Genomic DNA, 17,539 nt, shown 5'->3' with positions numbered 1-17,539 from the left:
TAATAGAGGGGCACGAAATCACAGCTATAGCCCCTAATTAGTTCCAGGCTACGCCCTCCACGAATTCCCCTTCTTTATTTGGTACATTTATCCACAGCTGCTACTCACAAACGCAGCGCCCCGCCCTGGGTCATTTTTCGATTGGCATGGTGGGGCAGTATTTGGTCGGCGCCAACAAGTGGGCGTCTCATGGAGTTGTGCCGCCCAATTGATTGTCATGAATGGCGTGTCAGGACTTCGTTAGCGACGCGTGTTGGCGGCAATGGGCGATTGGATTGAACTCAACCTTGGAAAGCGTGACCGGCGCGAGCTGGAGATCAAACGCCGTGCGAAATTCGCATACCGGTTCACTCGGCAGTTCGCAGCTCATTGTGCCGCGAGGGGGCGTCGTCACTGACAAGCGCGTGGCCGCAGCTCCGTCGGCATCGACTTCGAAGCACACGATGGCGGTCGCAGGAAAAAGCCGCGAATAAAGGGGATGCCTTTCGCTATAATTACGTGCAATTTCTTTTTGAAAGGCAGGAACAGTGCGGGGACGACGCTTTAAAACGCAAGCCGATATTGATCGTCATATTGCGCACGGATACGGGCAAGGGGATGGTGCAAGCTACAAGCCCTGGCTACGCGTACAGGATGTTCCATCACAAGGTCGTTCACGCAGGGTGCAAGGCGTCAAGACGGGCCGGCTGCACGAATTTCTGTCGGAGCTGGAATTTGGTTATTTTCTGGTTCTCGAATTTTCTGAACAGGTAGTCGATATCCGAGAGCAGTTTCCGATTTTCCCAACGGAACAGACCATCGATATCGCAGCGCAGCTTGGCATTCGCTATCCCCGCTTCCACGGTACCCAACTTCACTACGTGATGAGCACTGACTTTATGGTCACACTGCAGGCGCCCGATGGAGCACAAAACTGGTGGCCCGCACGATCAAATACGAAGAAGCCTTCCAACCATCCCCCGACCTGAAACACACTGTTGAGAAGCTGGAACTGGAAAAGGCCATCTGGCATGCTCAAGGCATTGACGACTGGAAGGTGGTCACGGAAAATACTTTAGGGCCGACATTAATCACAAATCTGATCTGGCTTAGAAAAGGTAAGTCGTTGGAGCGGCACCTGCAGAAGCTGGACGTTCAGCTTCAATTCCTGGATGCCTTGGAGCATTATGCCCGAGGAGAGCGAACATTGTCGTCCATGATCCGTGCTGCGGCGACCGCCACCCATGTCCCCTATCCGGATGGTGTTTTGCTGTTCAAATATTTGGTTCTTCAAAAGGCAATCCGGCTTGATATAGCATACCATGCTCTGACGCTTGGCGGGCTCTGTCCGGCGTTGACGATTCACCACGGCCCGATATCCGCTGTGAGCCAATTAAAGGCCCCTTGAGATGATGACTCCCACGATTACCACCCAGGAGGTGTTCGAATCCATCCATCAAGAAGAACCCTTTGCGCTGCCGGCCAGGGTACTGTGGTTGGATAAAGAGAACAATCTCGCCAGCCTAATCACTATGCAGGTTCCACCTCGGCAGCCGTGGACGATATCCCTTGATGAGCTGCATGGACTACTGCAAGAGCAGAAGATCCGTCGTGTTGACATCAAAGTGCCGGCCTTTATGTTGCTGCTGGAGGACGAGCTCACCACCAAAGCCAAACTTATCCGCCAAACCAGCTGGGAGCGTATCCGGCCTCTCGTGCAAACCAAATATCCCGGCGAGATATTCGTCCCTGACGCCATGGGACCTTTGTTGTCTGCGCATGCTGCCGCCATGGGTTTGCCACGCAAGACGTTATATCGATTGTTGTACCGTTATTGGCTATTTGGCTCCACCGAAAATACGCTGTTACCTGACTATGTACGTTCTGGTGGCCCTGGCAAGCCGAAGACCTTCGTCAACGGGAAGATTAACGGCCGCCCTCCGAAATTTCAAGGCGTCGTGATGGACTCCAAGGCCAAAATTCTGTCTGACCAGGACAAGGCCATGATCAAGATCGGCTACGCTCTTTATAAGAACAATGAGGTCCAATGTATCACCGACGCCTATACCAGGACACTGAACAAATTTTACCGGACGACACAACCGGTAGCAGGCTATTCGGACGATGAGGTAGAACTCAAGCCCGCGCACGAACTGCCCAAGTTCACGCAATTCGACTACTGGGGCAAGAAAGCATTCGACGAAATTACAGTGCTGCGTGGCCGTAAAGGTGAGCGCAAATGGGCAAAAGATCATCGTGCCCTGGCGGGCCGAGCCAATCAAGGTCTGTTTGGTCCTTGCCACCGCTTTGAAATTGACGCCACCATTGCCGATGTCTATTTGGTCAGCCGCTTTAACCGCAATTGGATCATCGGCCGGCCCGTGGTATATGTCGTGGTCGATGTGTTTTCCAGGATGATCGTCGGCTTGTATGTCGGGCTGGAGGGGCCGAGCTGGAGCGGCGCTCGGCAAGCCCTGTGGAATGCCTTTAGTGACAAGGTGGAATTTTGCCGGCAATTCGATATCCAGATCAGTGTAAACGATTGGCCATGCCATCATTTGCCGCAAGAAATATGCGGCGATCGCGGTGAGATGCTGGGGACCGGGGCCGCAAGCTTGGCAACGGGCTTGGGCATCGACCTGGTGTTTCCTCCGCCGTACCGCCCTGACTGGAAAGCGATTGTCGAGAGCCGTTTCCGGGTACTCAATCGCTTGACTCAAATACAGTGGGCGCCTGGTGGTGTTGCCGAACGAGTTAAGGAGCGTGGCGAACGGGACTATCGTCTGGATGCGACGCTGGACCTGCAGGAGTTCACCAAAATCATCGTAGCCAGTACTTTGCACTATAACCGCCATAGCCGGCAGCCCGATTGGCTCAACGCGGACATGATCGCTCAAGGGATTGATTCCACACCCTTGGGTATCTGGAACTGGGGTATCGAGCATGGCTTTGGCACGCCAAATATCCAGGCCTCCGAATTGATCTACCTGCATCTTTTGCCGAAGGCAAAGGCGAGTGTGCAGTCCGGCGGTATTTACTTCTCAGGCATGTATTACACCTCGGCCGGTGACCGCGAAGGCTTGAAATTCGCTCGTGCTCGCGCCAAGGGACGTGAGTCGATCGATGTGTGGCACGATCCGACCAAGCCCGAACACCTCTGGATACGCGGCGACGACCATTCATTTGTTCAATATAATCTGCGCGCATCCGAGGTTCGATATCAAGGGCATCGGCTGGAGGAAATCCAGGACATGCTAGCAGTGATCGAGCACGCATCGCCTGAAGAAAAGTACGTCGAGCTGACCAGTAAGGTCCAACTCGATGATCAGGTGCAAAGCATTATTGTGCAGGCTACCGCGGAAAAAAGCTGGCCCCGGATCATCTGTCGGCGGCGCAAAGCGTAGCGGACATCCGCGGCAATCGCGCAATCGAAAAGGCCGCCGAGCGGGCTGGCAGCGTGAATCCAGCGCTTGCCTCTCCAAGCGTTACTGCACGCCATGTTCCTCCACCAGTCCCCGCCGTTTCTGAAACCTATGGGCAGCGCAGTGGTGAGGTTATCGATCTACTGAGCCGTCTGCGTCGAAAACAATAAGCCGTCACCATGAGCAACCAAGCACCGGTATATGCCACCTACACCCCGTCTCCCGTTTCCGAATATGGCGGCAATCCTTTGATCGAAGCACTGCCGCCGATTCTATCGGAGCAGGATGCGGCGTGTTTGATTGGCCACTTTCCTGACGGGAGCGAACAAGAGCGCAGCTTGCCCAAGGAAGTCCGGCTCCATTGCATTGATCGGTTGAGAACCGTAGTGCAGCCGTTGGAGATTCACCTTGAACTGGAGAGCGCAGTCTCGTCGCTGATCCGCAGCGGCTATGTCAGCCGCAATCCCATGTCGGCGGCCACTTGGCGGCATTTGCATACCTTGTCGACCGATCGACGCGCCATGGCAAATTTCCAGTCCTCGGCCACAACCTTTAGCTTGGTCGGCTTAAGCGGTATTGGCAAGACCACTGCGCTCAATTCGATCTTGCGCTTGTATCCGCAAACGATACTCCATAAGCGCTACAAGGATCGCGAATTCATCCACACACAGATTGTCTGGCTGAAAATTGAATGCCCTTTCGATGGCTCTCTATCTGGCCTGTGTCACGCGTTTTTCCGGGCCGTGGATCAAGCCTTGGGACAGCAGAAGTACGCCAGCGATATAAATCTAAGGGCGGCATCCTTGAAATGATTCAAAGGATGGAACAAATCGCCAGCACCTATTTTATCGGTGCGATCTTTATTGACGAATTGCAGCATCTGAACGCGGCCAAGACCGGCGGCAAAGATAACATGCTTAATTTTTTCGTCAATCTGATCAATACCATCGGGATTCGAGTTGTTTGCGGACGTGCTTCGAAATGCCAGGCGCGCGTGTGGCTTGGGTACTTATGATTTCAAGCAACCCGAGGAAAGTGGTGATGCCTGGACATTGCTCGTCGAAACTATCTGGGAGTACCAATGGGTCAGCAATCCCGCAGTGCTGACCGACGGCATACGGGCCACTCTGTACGACCTCACGCAGGGCGTCACTGACTTCCTAGCCAAACTAATGATACTGGGACAGCGTTACGCCATCCAGTCCAATGAGGAGACGCTGACGGAGGCTGTCTTTAAGCATGTCGCCGACACCAAAATGAAACTCCTGAAGCCGGCGCTGGCGGTTCTGCGCAGCCGGGATCCCAAAAAAATGCGCAAATTTGAAGACCTGATGCCGACCGACGATCAGCTCGACGATATGATGATCGATGCTGGCGTGCTGTCCTCCGAGAGCCGCCTGTCGATACTGCGTCAGGCCAAGGCCGCCAGGGGCACACCGCCGTCAACCGTGCCAACTACGGAAGAATCGCCGTCTTCGGCGGCATCTCCGCAGCAAGTGGCCGCCAACGCCACCCCATCAACGCCGACGATTTCTGCCACCATCGCGGAACAGGCAAACCCACTGGAGATTCTTCGTCTGGAGAATTGGTTGCAAACCGATGCGCTGGAGTTTTCCGACAGCTATTGCAAGAGTGCATAGGACAATGAGTGGTTGCGGCCGCTTGCAATTTTTCCCTACCAGTTTCCCGGACGAGTCGCTGTTTAGTTTGATTGCGCGATACCATCGTCTTTCCGGCCATCATGACGATCGGGACACATTGCATGAACTATTCGGTAAGCACACACAGATCGTGTCGTCACACCTTCCGAGTTTGCTCGATACCCTCGCTTCCAGGCTTCCCCAAGCAGTGGCGCTTGATGCCCAAGACATTGTCGACCGACATACCTTGTTCCCGTATTACCGTCCATTCTTGACTGAGCGGCAGGTCGCACTTAGTCTCATTGCCATGAAAGGTCCATCGGCTTCAGGGCTCAAGACGTTGATGGGGCTGATCGCAAGCCAAGTGGGCGGGGGAAATTGCTATCGTTATTGCGAACAATGCAGCGAGCGGGATGTGGAACTTGTTGGACAACCGTATTGGCATCGAGCCCATCAGCTGCCGGCGGTTCATATCTGCGCGCAACATGGCGCACCGCTTGTCGAACTGGCGGCGAGCTGGGTGGCACAGCATCGCCACCAACTGTTTCTCCCAGCGGACAGGGAAGTCATCTTGCACGCAAAGCACGTCGTCGTTTCAGCACAGCATCGAGAAGGGATGCTAGCCCTCTCGATCCTGAGTCGGCAAGTTCTCAATTTGCATTTGGATATTATCCCTACAAGGCGACTTCAGGACTTTTATCGCAGTCTGGCATCGGACCTCGGATTCACTCATGCTGGCGGACGGGTGATGGTTGCCGAATTGTCCCAGCAAGTAAGACAGCAAGTGTCATCGCTGTCCGCAAATGGCGCAATGCAATGCCTCCAGCGACCGGCTTCCGGCCTCCAGGATTGGGCGATCAGTTTGCTGCGCAAGTCACGTAAGTCAACGCATCCGCTTAAGCATCTCGTTCTGCTGCAGTGTCTCAACGGCAAGATTGAGCACCTTTTGATGGCGGCGAATGAGACGGTCAAGATATCGCGCCCATCCAGTCGTTCGCTACCGCCGCCTGTGCCTGCACTTCCTGGAAATCAGTTACGCACGATGCTCGTGGATCTTCAGTACTCGTTGCGGCGCTGTGCCCAACTTCTCGGCAAGTCCGTGACTACTTTGCGTATCGAGGCTGCCCAAGGCGGCATCCCTGTTGCCAAGCGGCCCAAGAAACTCGATGGACCCACGATGGCAATACTGACGAGGGCGCTCCAGTCCAACACTGCGCTCGAGACACTGGCGCGACGCCATCAGACTTCGACCGTCAGCTTGTATCGTTTACTGCGCATGTTTCCTGATGTGGCAAAAGTCAGAAAGGAATTGATCTTTGTGAATCAACGAGATCGGCGACGGAAGCGATTTGTACGCGGACATCCAACCGCCTTACTGCGTGCGCGACCCGACTACGCTTGGTTGCACAGGAATGACCGGGAATGGTTGACCCATACTATTGAGACAACACCACGCCGGTTGATAGTGCACAATGCGCGGATAGATTGGGGCCGACGAGACCAAGAAATGGCCGACGCTGTACGGGAATGTAGCCAGGAGCTTTACGCAGTGGAAAAGCCTGTTCGAGTCAGTCAATCGGCAATAGGCCGGAAAATTGGCTGCCTCGCGGTGCTGGAAAAACATTTGATCAAGTTGCCTCTGACCGCTGTTGCGCTTGCCGCATGCGTGGAGACGACGGCGCAATTCCAGTGTCGCCGCCTGTCTTGGGCCGCTCGGCAAATGTATCATCAGGGCTTGCCGCCATCGTGGTAGTTGATGCATATGGCCAGACTGAGACCACCCCTGGCCAAGGAGGTAGAACTGTTATTGAATCGGCTTGTCAATCAATATTGATTTCCAGGCGCACGAGGCGCCAGTACGTCGAGAGCGCCTGAGGTCTTGTCGCTTTTCTCGATCAGTGCGGTGGCCTGCGTCTTGTTTTCGCTGGTGTTGGGTTAAATAGCCCATTTTTTTCGGCGCGTGCCTTTTGACACGTAGCCGCGGCCAGCAAATTCTCCTAACTTGTTTTCGGACGGGCCGCGCCATGTGCGCGTGATGCCTGCTTTCGCCAGCAAGAGTTTGGGGTTGATCGTGGTCTTGCTCAGCTTCTCTCCATCCCAGCCACAAAATTGCAATATTTCCTCCACGGCGCGAGTTCCGACAGCAGATCTCAATACGATGTTGCCTATCGTGATCGTTTCTTCGAAGCGATCCAGCTCTCCCAAGGCCCACAATATCCGGCGTGCACTAAAGCACCAAGCGGTTTCCTTGCACAGATCGAGGGCGGCGAACAACAGCGGATAGCGCTCCCGATTGCCTGCTGTGCTGGCTACTGGCTTGGACAGACCGGTGAGAATTTTGCTGATTGTCACACGCTGAGGTTTACCTGTCTGTTCAAACAGCTTGCGCGATACCTCTTCAATTTGACGGGCACCTTCACGATCGAGGGCATCAGCGGCTTGTATCTTGGACGCTAACGCATCGGTTTCTCTACTTACGCCCGCAGTCACTGTGTTGTTCAGCCAGGTCTTGTCGTGCTCGAATAACCATGCCATCGTACGCACTTGCTTCTTCCAAAGTTTTTCCATACTGAGCGTGGGATTTTTCTTCAATTCCTTTGTGATTTTTTGTCTGAATTCATCCCGCAGCATGTTTTGGCTGGCGTGGGACTGCGTGGCCTTCTTGCGGAGCGTAATATGCCCAGCGTTCTGCATCGCTTGCACTTCGATATGAAAATGAGAGGCCGTGCCAAACAGATGCATTCCCATCAGGAGATGACGCGTAATCGGCAGATCCAGTGCTGACTGAAGGTAGGATAAGCGCAGCCAAGTGCTGGTCCGGTTCAATGAAAAAGCGGGATCCACCTTGCGGATAAATGGCTCTCCCAGATATCGAATCATCGCCTCCTGAAAACTTTTGAGATCGATTTGGGACTTTCGGACATAGCCGCGTTGCCGGATCTTTTCCCGATACGTGTTCATGAGAATGTCAGGCGGCACCGACGCCATGTTTTCCTGGAGCAGATCGTGCGCGTATCTCGCAAACGCAACTTCCAACTCCGATACGGTCTGCCCTTGGCCGGCCTTGCTCAAACGCTGCTTACATTGGTAGCAAGACCCCCAAGGCACGGAGAGCAGTCGATTCGCGTGTTGAAACGGGTATCGGCAATTCGGACAGCTGCTGATCAGTGCCTCTTGGTGTTTATAGCATACGGTCACGCCAGGGATTTGATGGGATCGGTGCCAATACCCGGCGCCATGCAACTTTTCATCATCGTTGGCGCAGCTCAGGCAAAGTTTCGCCTCTCCGCTCATGCCGACCACGTGCCTGGGCAGGTGGCTGACTCCCGCGCCCTCGCCAGCCTCATCGCTGGGGGGCGAGGGAGATTTGCTTGATCTCCCTAAAAACGGGCGAAATGCCGGAAGCAAGGTGCTCTCCCAGTGAATGGCGACTACATTGGTGTCGAGGTCTCCTGGTAGGCGCAATGCCAGTTCCCCAATATGCGGCGGCACTACCGCCCCCAATCCAAAACCCGCTCTACCGAAAAGCTCGATAAATGTGGACTGGTCAGTTCTGTTGCCTGACATCAGATGATAGCGTGAGACCCTCGAAATGAGGGTTTCGTCAGGGAACGTAGGCGGAAAGAAAAGGAGTTTTGCAGGCATTGAAGGCGGCGTGGAACGGACGGAGGGTGAGTCCCCCCGATATTGTGTCAAACATTTTTATTGCAAGATTCCGATGTCGTTTAAAATCTGGTTTGTTTGTATCAAACTTTTCTCGAAAATCGTCTTTATGTATTTTTCGTAAATCATTGATTTGTATGGGCTACTTGTGTCAAACTTTTTTATGTGTCGACAGCTATTCCTGCTCATTAAAGTCGTAAATGGTTCATTAAAGTCGTAAATGAGTCATTAAAGTCGTAAATTGAGTAGGCGAGCGGGAGACTTGATCCAACATTGATGTTCTTAGCCTTGGAGCGAAGTTCTATTTTATTCATAGACAACACAAGGATTGAAAATCCTTGTGTCGGTGGTTCGATTCCGCCCCGGACCACCAAGGAACATCGTTCACGCAACGCCAACCCATCGAGATTGGCGTTGTCGTTTCCGGGGTTTGCAGTCCTCGTGCCCGGTCCATTTCTGGTTCCGCCGGGGGGACTGATAGCTAGCGATTAGGCAATATATTCATTCATAGGCGGAAGACTCTTCACGATGCGGACGCTTTCAAGACTTACGCGGACAATTCGTTTTAGCAAGTCCACAATGTAACGCGGATTCGAATTCTCAGCACACCAGCCGTTAGGATCTTCGATAGGTTACTGGTTAGGTGCGCAAAACCCGCATTTTTTCATGACTCGAGGGGGGCATCTTTGGTGAAGTTTCCCAATGTCATTATAAGTAATAGCTTTGGGTAAGGGGAAGCCTTGGTCATAACGAGCCGCCCCTCATTTTGTGAACACGTTAGAGGGCCTCGTTACTCTGTAGGGACGCAGTCCGCTGGTTGCCGACCTTTATACTGAGCGAACTAGTTGCCGCTTCGCAGTTGTAGCCGGCAGCATGAAGATGACACCGAACAGCGGGCCAGGGCTGAGTTTGCAAATGCAGTGACCTATCAGCATGTCGTTCATGGCCGGGCAATGCCTAGGAAATAAAGAACGTCAGCCTGATCGACAACCAGTGCCAAATGGCTGCCGAATTGAATCAACTTGGCATTCTCGCCGTCATGGGTATTGTGACTTCCAACCCAATGAGGTAATATCGGATCAGTGCGGTAGTTTATATTAGTTAAAACGCTTACTTCATAAGTAAGAGAAGAGGGAGCAAAGCCCTCCTGCAAATTTCCAAAACCTTGAGGAACCAACAACAAATTAGCTTTTTCCTTCCGAAATATGAATAAAGCTATTGGCCAAAGCCAACTTGAATTTTAATTCAAGAAAAAATTTGACCGACGCATTTCTCAAGCTTTCGGTTGTCTCTTGGCTCCAATCACTAGTTGGTTCTGTTTCGGGTCCCATCTTTCGAAATTTTCGTTCTTCCATTCATTTATTCCAGAAAACAAATCTGGAGCTTGAACTGGTAATCCAAGAACGCGATTATCTCCATTTTTGTTAATGCCGAGCAATAAGCAATGGCCATTTCGCCGGATCGTTACTACTTGTGGCACACCTCCGACACTCGGCAAATTAACATCATCTATGCATTCGCAAAATCTATGGAACGCTTGATAAGTTGTATCTGGGGGCACTTTTCCCCTAAATTTTGAAGCGCCACTGCCCCTTATAATTCTATCTGTTCGGTCTTTTTTTTTTGACGGTTTTACATTTCTAGTAAACTCGATTTTATTAATTGTTACAACCATTTCTTTGGAAATTATAATTTCAAAAACGTTGTAACTATTGATATGTCGCTGTATATAAATGATATTTGAGGACGAAACAATTTGTTCTTTAGGATAGCTGATCAAGGCATCTTTAATTAGATCTGCATACAATTCCACGCGATTCAGAGTGGTCGGAAGACTATTAAATCCTCCTAGGTTACCAAGTTGCACAATCTGACTGAGTGTTTGTGTCACGCACATGACGTCGCCGCAGTAACCAAATATTTCTTTGGTTATCGGAATGCAAAAAACTTTTTGCGCATAATCCCACGTAGAGTTGTTTCCCCACGAAATTCGGCTGTCTGTAGTAATATAGACCGCCGATGGATCAGTTTTTCCGTCATCAAAGGCCGCCCAGGCTAGCAGTAATGTCATAAGTTTACGCCCAAGTTAATTTATGCCCAAGTTAAAATTGGAGTTTTCGAATAAAACTGCCTCGAATCTCGGCAGAAGATTCCATACTTCCAGTGGTGGATGGTACTTATAAAATGTCGGCTTCCGTTTTGCAGTATCCCTTATGTTCCAGTAAACGCGCCCGGTGATCAATTGAGCTTCATGACCAACGATCTTAGCAACTGCATGTTCAGGAACGTCGTGATCAAACAGCGCCGATATGAAGGTGTGCCTGAAGCTATGAAATACCTTTGTGTGCTTGCCATCTATACCACAACGCTTTTTATAGCGCTGAAACCAATTTGATGCAGCGTGCGCGAATCCTTCTCTCCGCTGGCTAAGCTCAGGAAATAGACGCTCTTCGCCAGCTACGCGCAGCGTGTCTACCCAGAACGTAGCTGGGTTCACAAGTTGAAATAGGAAACAACCCTGCCTCCGGCTGCCCGGTGGTCCGGCTATCCCCCCGCCGTGCACAAACAGTCGTTTACGATGCTACTCGACCGAATCGACAATCGACCGAACCATAGCCTCAAGAGGTAACAGGTCCCAAACGCGAATGCTCATGTAGCAAAAATGAGATGTAGCTACGTGTGAGGTCGCAATACAACCTCGCTTCGCTTTCCGTGATTTCGATGTTTTCATTAAGCAAGGCCCCGTGACGGATGCCGCCGCCGCCGGGCGAAGACAAATATCCATGCAACTTCTCTATCCAGTCCACTACCGTGCTGAGAGTGCGAGCGCGATTAAAACGGCGGAGATCGCCGATGATCTTGTTAAAGTATTTCCCTGTGATATTCCCCTCGGGATACTCTGCTCCTTGAAACGCGGTTGAAATGGTCTCCAGTAACCACAAGATTTCCTGAACCCCAGCTCGATAGCTGCCCGTGTTTAAAAACGTCTCGGAGTCACTCAAAGAGCGCTGAATGCGCTCGTTCGCTTGAGTGTCAAGCGATGGCACATTCGCCGGCACGGAGATAGGCACCGGCACGCTGCTCATGATTAGATTCGGAGGATCGATCACATAGCCGCTCGATGCTAGCACTGTGTTCACATAGTTCCATGGAGGAATAACTGCACGCAAATGGCCCATGTCAATTAGGCCGTTGTGCAAAGCCTCGACAAACAGTGGGGCGTTTTCCGCTGCATCCTTCATGTATTGGCGAAGATCACTTTCCGCCCAACTCTCGTTCGAGCTGTTGCTTGACGTTTTCCCCGCAGCTTGCGCGAAACGACGCTTAAACGTTTCGAGTACGTCCTGCCGACGGGCACTTGTACCTATTCGACCGATAACCTTTATGAGGATATCCTCTTGCACGTCCGGCGCGATCGTTCCAGGCGATTGGAAGCGCCACTGGCCATCGAAGTTCAACATGAATCGCTTTCTAATTAAAAAGACATCGTGAGCATAGCATTGGCACTAGTGGTTTATCATAGTTCATAAGCAACGTTCAGTCTGCTGTTTCCCTACTTATGCTTCATTCGAGAAAAATTGCCTGAGCTAGGCAAAAAAATAGATATCGGCAAACCGAAATTCATGGGTTCCTTGATGTATCGTCGTAGGCGGGGCGCCAAATTACGGGGCGCTAATAGACGATTCTTGTTCAGCAAGATGTCGCAAGTTCAAAGCACGACTCAGGAATTTTGGCATAGTGAATCGCCATGAGTTTGCTAGATGCTTGACAGCCTCAGAAAGTATCACTTTACTACTTTATTTTGCAACCTCACTAAAGATTGGTGTATGGTGGGCTGCCAATTTACGACTTTATCAAGTTCCGCGCCGTGACAATTCTGGGTTTCGGCCCTTGATCAATTTACGACTATATTTGGCAAGAATAGTCGCTGGCGGCGCAATGCCGCCGGCGAGGCAGTCATCATCCAGCGGCCGGAACGGCGCGTGCCCGGTACTGCTCTATCCACTTCACGGACTGTGCGACGCCGCCGAAGGGGAAGAAATGCAGGCTGACCTTGCCATGGCCCGCCGTCAGGCCGCCGGCCAGGCGCTCGACAAACAGGTCCGGCCCCGCCGTGCCGAGCAGCTTGCCGATCGAGATGCCGTACTTGGACCACATCGATGCGCAGGCGCCCACGCCGCACAATGCCGCATAGCGCGCCAGTACGGCGATGCTCGCGGGACCCGGCACGCCCACGCACACGGGATGGTCCATGCCGCGTTCGCGCAGCGCTGTGAGCCACGTCAATACGATGTCGGCATCAAACGCAAACTGCGTGACGATCATGGGCGCCATGCCGCGCTCCTCGATGCTGCGGCACTTGCGTTCAAGCACCTCCCATTGCTCGGCCTTGCTCATGACCGGATGGCCTTCCGGATGCCCACCCACGCCGATCACCTGCATGCCTCGTCGCTCGAACACGCCGGTGGCGATCAGCGCGGCACTGTCGGCAAACGGCCCCGTCGGGGTGGACGGGTCGCCGGCGATGACGAAGCAGCGCTCGACGCCCGCTTCCGCCACCGCGCGCTGGACGAACGACTCAAACCCGGCGAGCGAGGCGATGCGGCGCGCAGACAAGTGCGGCATGGGCTCGAAGCCCAGCCCGCGCACGGTCCGCACGGCGGCCAGCCGCGCGTCGTCGTCCTCGCGCGGCAGGTAGGGAATGGCAATGGTCGACCCGGGCATTATCCGAGGCGCCGCTGCGCGCAAGGCAGCCATGTCCTTCGCGCCCACTTCCAGGGAATAGGCGTGCGTGAGGCCGCTGGCGGGCGTGGGCTGATCGGGATGCATCATGGGGCTAGCCCTGGTTTTCTGGCGCAATGGCCGGCTGGCGCGCCAGTGCGATGAAGGCGCGCACGTAGTCGATGGCCGTGTCCGTCTCGCGTGCGCCCAGGAAGATCTGCTTGGCGACGCCGCGCGCACCCAGGCGCACGGGCACCACGTCCATCTTGGCCGCGTATTCCTCCACCAGCCAGCGCGGCAGGGCGGCCACGCCGCGCCCGCTGGCCACCATCTGCAGCATGATGTCGGTCGTTTCGATGGCTTTGTGGCGCTTGGGCGTGACACCGGCCGGCAGCAGGAACTGGTTGTAGATGTCCAGGCGTTCGATGTCCACGGGGTAGCTGATGAGCACTTCCTGGCTCAGCTGCTGGGGCTGCACACAGGCCGCCCCAGCCAGGGCATGGCCCTTGGCCACGACGAGCACCTGCTCGTAGTCGAACACGGGTTCGAAGGTCAGCCCCGGCTTGTACAGCGGGTCGGGCGTGACCAGCAAGTCGATCTCGTAGCCGAACAGCGCGCCGATCCCGCCGAACTGGAACTTCTGCTTGACGTCCACATCCACGTCGGGCCATGCGGTCAGATAGGGCGACACCACCTTGAGCAGCCACTGGTAGCACGGGTGGCATTCCATGCCGATGCGCAGCGTGCCGCGCTCGCCCTGTGCGAACTGGCCCAGGCGCTCCTCCGCCAGGTCCAGCTGCGGCAGTACCCGGTTCGCCACCGCCAGCAAGTACTGGCCGGCCTGCGTCAGGCGCAAATTTCGCCCTTCGCGCAGCCAGACGTCGGTGCCCAGTTGCTGCTCCAGCTTCTTCATGCTGTGGCTCAGGGCCGACTGGGTCAGGTTCAGCACACCTGCGGCGGCCGTCAAGGACCCTTGTTTCTCGACTTGCTGGACGATGCTGAGGTGGATGCGTTCAAGCATTTGAATGAGCCATATTCATGGATTTATGAAATAAGACCATTATACTTCATCGATTCCCGCCGTTATCATCCATTCCCTTGCTGGCGGCATTTCTCGGCCCGCGCGCATCACCCCTATGAAAGCAAACATGACACGTCCACTGCGTTTAGTCGCCGTTTCCGGCGGGCTGCAACGCCCTTCCAAGGCCGCCGCCCTGGCAGAGCACTTGCTGGACCTGATCGCCGGCGTAGTCCCGTGCGAACAGCGCCTGGTCGAACTGGGCCAGCTCGCGCCCCAGCTGGCCGGCGCGGTTTGGCGCTCCCAGCTGCCCCATGCGGTGGAGCGGGAACTTGCGGCGGTCGAGCAGGCCGACATCCTGGTGGTGGCCACGCCCGTCTACCGCGGCTCCTACACGGGCCTGTTCAAGCACTTCTTCGATTTTATTGACCAGGACGCCCTGATCGACAAGCCCGTCCTGTTGGCGGCCACCGGCGGCAGCGAGCGGCATGCGCTGATGATCGACCACCAGTTGCGGCCCCTGTTCAGCTTTTTCCAGGCACGCACCTTGCCGCTGGGCGTGTACGCCACGGACAAGGATTTCGCCGACTACCGGGTGCAGGACGAGGCCTTGCTGCAGCGCGCCGCGCTGGCCGTCCAGCGGGCAGTGCCATTGCTCGCATTGACGCGCCATGCGAGACCTGCCGCCGCCAACGAAGCGGTCGCGGCTTGATACGCCTCACCACGGTCATTACGTCATACACACATTCCTTTATTCGCAGCAATCAGGACAGCCGATCACCATGAGCAAAGACTTTGTATTCAGCATCAAGAGCATCGCTTTCGATGAAAACTATCATCCTTCGGACAATACGCGCCTGACGACCAACTTTGCCAATCTGGCCAGAGGAGCGAGTCGCCGGGAGAATTTGCGCAATACCTTGCGGATGATCAGCAATCGCTTCAATAACCTGGCGCATTGGGACAACCCGAAGGGGGAGCGCTACTCGGTCGAGCTCGAAATCATTTCCGTCGAGCTCAATATTGACGTCCAGGGCGGCAATATCCCGCTGATCGAGATTTTGAAGCCGAATATCCTGGACCGGGAAACGGGAGTGCGCCTGGCCGGCATCGCGGGGAATAACTTCTCCTCGTACGTGCGCGATTACGACTTCAGCGTGCTGCTGCCGGAGTACAACAATAATAAGGCCACCTTTGGCACGCCGGAGAACTTCGGCGATTTTCATGGCAAGCTGTTCAAGCACTTTGTCAATTCCACGACTTACAAGGAGCATTTCAGCAAGCCGCCTGTCATCTGCATCAGCGCCTCGAGCAGCAAGACCTATCATCGGACCGAGAACCGGCATCCCATACTCGGCGTCGAATATCGGCAAAATGAATTTTCGCCGACGGATCAATATTTCGAAAAAATGGGGCTGCAGGTCCGCTATTTCATGCCGCCAGACAGTGCCGCGCCGCTGGCTTTTTATTTTGTCGGCGACCTGCTGGGCGACTACACGAACCTGGAGCTGATCGGCACCATCAGCACGATGGAGACATTCCAGAAGATTTACCGGCCCGAGATTTACAACGCCAATTCGGCGGCGGGAAAGTTTTACCAGCCCAGCTTGAAGAACCAGGATTACTCGCTGACGCAAATTGTCTATGACCGGGAAGAGCGCAGCCAACTGGCGGTCCAGCAGGGCAAATACACGGAAGAGCACTTCATCAAGCCCTACAAGCATGTGCTGGAACAATGGGCTGCGACCACGCTCTTTAATTAATCTCAATACACGACATCATTGATCATGAAAAAATTATTACCTACTTCGACTGCCGGCAGCCTGCCGAAACCTTCCTGGCTTGCCCAGCCTGAAAAGCTGTGGTCGCCCTGGAAATTGCAGGGCGAGGAATTAGTCGAGGGAAAACAGGATGCCTTGCTGCTGTCGCTGCAGGAACAGCAGCAGGCAGGCATCGATATCGTCAGTGATGGCGAGCAAACCCGCCAGCATTTTGTCACGACGTTTATCGAGCATTTGAGCGGCGTCGATTTTGACAAGCGTGAAACCGTCAGAATCCGTGACCGCTACGATGCGAGCGTGCCGACCGTCGTCGGCGCGGTGAGCCGCCCGAAGTCCGTGTTTGTCGACGACGCCAGGTTCCTGCGCCAGCAAACCACGCAGCCCATCAAATGGGCCCTGCCCGGTCCGATGACGATGATCGACACGCTGTACGACAGCCACTATAAAAGCCGCGAAAAACTGGCCTGGGAATTCGCCAAGATCCTCAATCAGGAAGCGCGGGAACTGGAGGCGGCCGGCGTCGACATCATCCAGTTCGACGAACCCGCCTTCAATGTCTTCTTTGACGAGGTCAATGACTGGGGCATTGCCACGCTGGAGCGGGCGATCGAAGGCCTCAAATGCGAAACGGCCGTGCATATTTGCTATGGTTACGGCATCAAGGCCAATACGGACTGGAAAAACACGCTGGGGTCCGAGTGGCGTCAATATGAAGAGTCGTTCCCCAAGCTGCAGCAATCGAATATCGACATCATCTCGCTGGAATGCCACAACTCGCGTGTGCCCATCGACCTGATTGAACTCATTCGTGGCAAAAAAGTGATGGTCGGGGCCATCGACGTGGCATCCAACACCATTGAAACGCCGGAGGAAGTGGCCAACACCCTGCGCAAGGCGCTGCAGTTTGTCGATGCCGACAAGCTCTACCCGAGCACCAACTGCGGCATGGCGCCCCTGGCGCGCCGGGTCGCACGGGGCAAACTCCATGCGCTCAGTGCCGGCGCAGCAATCATCCGCAGAGAAATCGCCTAGGCGGCCGGTGACAGAGCGTACAGCGGCGTTTTGCCCGCTACCTGACGGTGTAGTGTCAGCCGTGATTGTTTATTGACAGCAAGCCAAGACGCAAGCGATGGCGACATGTAACGCCGGCCCCGAGGCCGGCGTTGCCGTTTCTGAGCGCGGGGCAGCGTCGATGCCGTGTGCGCCTGGCCAGGACTCTTGCCGCACGAAAATATCCGCCATCCGCCGCAGGAGTGCGCTAGGCTGTCGCTGTTTGCCGTACAGTTCAGCAAACCCCGTACCACCCATCGCCCA

The 17,539-nt window shown here is 54.5% G+C and carries 18 protein-coding genes and 1 tRNA gene; 11 read left to right on the top strand and 8 right to left on the bottom strand.

Annotated features, from left to right (window positions below; translation table 11 throughout):
* Positions 1 to 229: 229 nt before the first annotated feature.
* On the bottom strand, positions 230 to 505 hold the full coding sequence (locus EBS11_RS28365; protein WP_365955067.1) for a type VI secretion system baseplate subunit TssF: 276 nt from the start codon (positions 503 to 505) through the stop codon (positions 230 to 232).
* Between the two features lie 22 nt (positions 506 to 527).
* Between EBS11_RS28365 and EBS11_RS08040 the strand changes: the two genes are divergently transcribed.
* From EBS11_RS08040 to EBS11_RS08010, 7 genes are all read left to right on the top strand, one after another.
* Positions 528 to 968 carry a TnsA endonuclease N-terminal domain-containing protein gene (locus tag EBS11_RS08040; protein WP_290601889.1) on the top strand — a complete coding sequence of 147 codons (441 nt, stop codon included), beginning with the start codon at positions 528 to 530 and terminating at the stop codon, positions 966 to 968.
* Positions 917 to 1,387 carry a TnsA endonuclease C-terminal domain-containing protein gene (locus EBS11_RS08035; RefSeq protein ID WP_290601887.1) on the top strand — a complete coding sequence of 157 codons (471 nt, stop codon included), beginning with the start codon at positions 917 to 919 and terminating at the stop codon, positions 1,385 to 1,387. Before EBS11_RS08040 ends, EBS11_RS08035 begins: the two co-directional genes overlap by 52 nt.
* Before the next feature lies 1 nt (position 1,388).
* Positions 1,389 to 3,383: a transposase gene (locus EBS11_RS08030; protein ID WP_290601885.1), complete on the top strand. Its 1,995-nt coding sequence runs from the start codon at positions 1,389 to 1,391 to the stop codon at positions 3,381 to 3,383.
* Between the two features lie 197 nt (positions 3,384 to 3,580).
* Positions 3,581 to 4,213 carry an ATP-binding protein gene (locus EBS11_RS08025; protein WP_290601883.1) on the top strand — a complete coding sequence of 211 codons (633 nt, stop codon included), beginning with the start codon at positions 3,581 to 3,583 and terminating at the stop codon, positions 4,211 to 4,213.
* 8 nt (positions 4,214 to 4,221) lie between these two features.
* On the top strand, positions 4,222 to 4,416 hold the full coding sequence (locus EBS11_RS08020; RefSeq protein WP_290601882.1) for a hypothetical protein: 195 nt from the start codon (positions 4,222 to 4,224) through the stop codon (positions 4,414 to 4,416).
* Positions 4,403 to 5,041, top strand: coding sequence for a hypothetical protein (locus EBS11_RS08015; RefSeq protein ID WP_290601881.1), 639 nt, complete (start codon positions 4,403 to 4,405; stop codon positions 5,039 to 5,041). Before EBS11_RS08020 ends, EBS11_RS08015 begins: the two co-directional genes overlap by 14 nt.
* A 22-nt stretch (positions 5,042 to 5,063) precedes the next feature.
* Positions 5,064 to 6,794 (top strand): TnsD family Tn7-like transposition protein, encoded by a 1,731-nt coding sequence (locus EBS11_RS08010; RefSeq protein ID WP_290601880.1) that lies wholly within the window; start codon positions 5,064 to 5,066, stop codon positions 6,792 to 6,794.
* 182 nt (positions 6,795 to 6,976) lie between these two features.
* On the opposite strand, the gene EBS11_RS08005 is transcribed toward EBS11_RS08010, so the two are convergent.
* The gene (locus EBS11_RS08005; RefSeq protein WP_290601878.1) at positions 6,977 to 8,686 is read right to left on the bottom strand and encodes a TnsD family Tn7-like transposition protein; all 1,710 of its coding nucleotides are present in this window, start codon (positions 8,684 to 8,686) and stop codon (positions 6,977 to 6,979) included.
* A 263-nt stretch (positions 8,687 to 8,949) separates the two neighbouring features.
* On the opposite strand from EBS11_RS08005, the gene EBS11_RS08000 reads away from it, so the two are divergent.
* A tRNA-Phe gene (locus EBS11_RS08000) sits at positions 8,950 to 9,077 on the top strand.
* A 567-nt stretch (positions 9,078 to 9,644) separates the two neighbouring features.
* On the opposite strand, the gene EBS11_RS07995 is transcribed toward EBS11_RS08000, so the two are convergent.
* From EBS11_RS07995 to EBS11_RS07975, 6 genes are all read right to left on the bottom strand, one after another.
* Positions 9,645 to 9,887, bottom strand: coding sequence for a hypothetical protein (locus EBS11_RS07995; protein ID WP_290601876.1), 243 nt, complete (start codon positions 9,885 to 9,887; stop codon positions 9,645 to 9,647).
* A 90-nt stretch (positions 9,888 to 9,977) separates the two neighbouring features.
* Positions 9,978 to 10,775, bottom strand: a complete 798-nt coding sequence (locus EBS11_RS07990; protein WP_290601874.1) for a hypothetical protein — start codon at positions 10,773 to 10,775, stop codon at positions 9,978 to 9,980.
* A 15-nt stretch (positions 10,776 to 10,790) separates the two neighbouring features.
* The gene (locus EBS11_RS28360) at positions 10,791 to 11,201 is read right to left on the bottom strand and encodes a tyrosine-type recombinase/integrase (RefSeq protein WP_365955032.1); all 411 of its coding nucleotides are present in this window, start codon (positions 11,199 to 11,201) and stop codon (positions 10,791 to 10,793) included.
* A 121-nt stretch (positions 11,202 to 11,322) separates the two neighbouring features.
* On the bottom strand, positions 11,323 to 12,165 hold the full coding sequence (locus EBS11_RS07985; protein ID WP_290601873.1) for a hypothetical protein: 843 nt from the start codon (positions 12,163 to 12,165) through the stop codon (positions 11,323 to 11,325).
* Positions 12,166 to 12,664: 499 nt separating this feature from the next.
* On the bottom strand, positions 12,665 to 13,537 hold the full coding sequence (locus EBS11_RS07980) for a methylenetetrahydrofolate reductase (protein ID WP_290601872.1): 873 nt from the start codon (positions 13,535 to 13,537) through the stop codon (positions 12,665 to 12,667).
* A gap of 4 nt (positions 13,538 to 13,541) precedes the next feature.
* A complete protein-coding gene (locus EBS11_RS07975; RefSeq protein WP_290601870.1) occupies positions 13,542 to 14,447 on the bottom strand; it encodes a LysR family transcriptional regulator in 906 nt (301 codons plus the stop codon).
* Positions 14,448 to 14,574: 127 nt separating this feature from the next.
* Between EBS11_RS07975 and msuE the strand changes: the two genes are divergently transcribed.
* From msuE to EBS11_RS07960, 3 genes are all read left to right on the top strand, one after another.
* A complete protein-coding gene (msuE, locus tag EBS11_RS07970; RefSeq protein WP_290601868.1) occupies positions 14,575 to 15,156 on the top strand; it encodes an FMN reductase in 582 nt (193 codons plus the stop codon).
* Between the two features lie 70 nt (positions 15,157 to 15,226).
* On the top strand, positions 15,227 to 16,207 hold the full coding sequence (locus EBS11_RS07965) for a DUF1852 domain-containing protein (RefSeq protein ID WP_290601866.1): 981 nt from the start codon (positions 15,227 to 15,229) through the stop codon (positions 16,205 to 16,207).
* A 24-nt stretch (positions 16,208 to 16,231) separates the two neighbouring features.
* Positions 16,232 to 17,257 carry a methionine synthase gene (locus EBS11_RS07960; protein WP_290602013.1) on the top strand — a complete coding sequence of 342 codons (1,026 nt, stop codon included), beginning with the start codon at positions 16,232 to 16,234 and terminating at the stop codon, positions 17,255 to 17,257.
* Positions 17,258 to 17,539: the final 282 nt, after the last annotated feature.

It is taken from the genome of Janthinobacterium sp. (assembly GCF_009923995.1).
Lineage (GTDB): Bacteria > Pseudomonadota > Gammaproteobacteria > Burkholderiales > Burkholderiaceae_D > Janthinobacterium.
Note: the sequence above shows the minus strand (reverse complement) of the source record. Positions and strands in the feature narration are given on the sequence as shown.

Excerpts from the sequence above, each read along its gene's own strand:
- EBS11_RS07975 (WP_290601870.1), bottom strand. The coding sequence starts at position 14,447 with ATGCTTGAACGCATCCACCTCAGCATCGTCCAGCAAGTCGAGAAACAA.
- EBS11_RS08025 (WP_290601883.1), top strand. The coding sequence starts at position 3,581 with ATGAGCAACCAAGCACCGGTATATGCCACCTACACCCCGTCTCCCGTT.
- EBS11_RS07985 (WP_290601873.1), bottom strand. The coding sequence starts at position 12,165 with ATGTTGAACTTCGATGGCCAGTGGCGCTTCCAATCGCCTGGAACGATC.
- EBS11_RS08005 (WP_290601878.1), bottom strand. The coding sequence starts at position 8,686 with ATGCCTGCAAAACTCCTTTTCTTTCCGCCTACGTTCCCTGACGAAACC.
- msuE (WP_290601868.1), top strand. The coding sequence starts at position 14,575 with ATGACACGTCCACTGCGTTTAGTCGCCGTTTCCGGCGGGCTGCAACGC.
- EBS11_RS07965 (WP_290601866.1), top strand. The coding sequence starts at position 15,227 with ATGAGCAAAGACTTTGTATTCAGCATCAAGAGCATCGCTTTCGATGAA.
- EBS11_RS07980 (WP_290601872.1), bottom strand. The coding sequence starts at position 13,537 with ATGATGCATCCCGATCAGCCCACGCCCGCCAGCGGCCTCACGCACGCC.
- EBS11_RS08020 (WP_290601882.1), top strand. The coding sequence starts at position 4,222 with ATGGAACAAATCGCCAGCACCTATTTTATCGGTGCGATCTTTATTGAC.
- EBS11_RS08030 (WP_290601885.1), top strand. The coding sequence starts at position 1,389 with ATGATGACTCCCACGATTACCACCCAGGAGGTGTTCGAATCCATCCAT.
- EBS11_RS07960 (WP_290602013.1), top strand. The coding sequence starts at position 16,232 with ATGAAAAAATTATTACCTACTTCGACTGCCGGCAGCCTGCCGAAACCT.
- EBS11_RS07990 (WP_290601874.1), bottom strand. The coding sequence starts at position 10,775 with ATGACATTACTGCTAGCCTGGGCGGCCTTTGATGACGGAAAAACTGAT.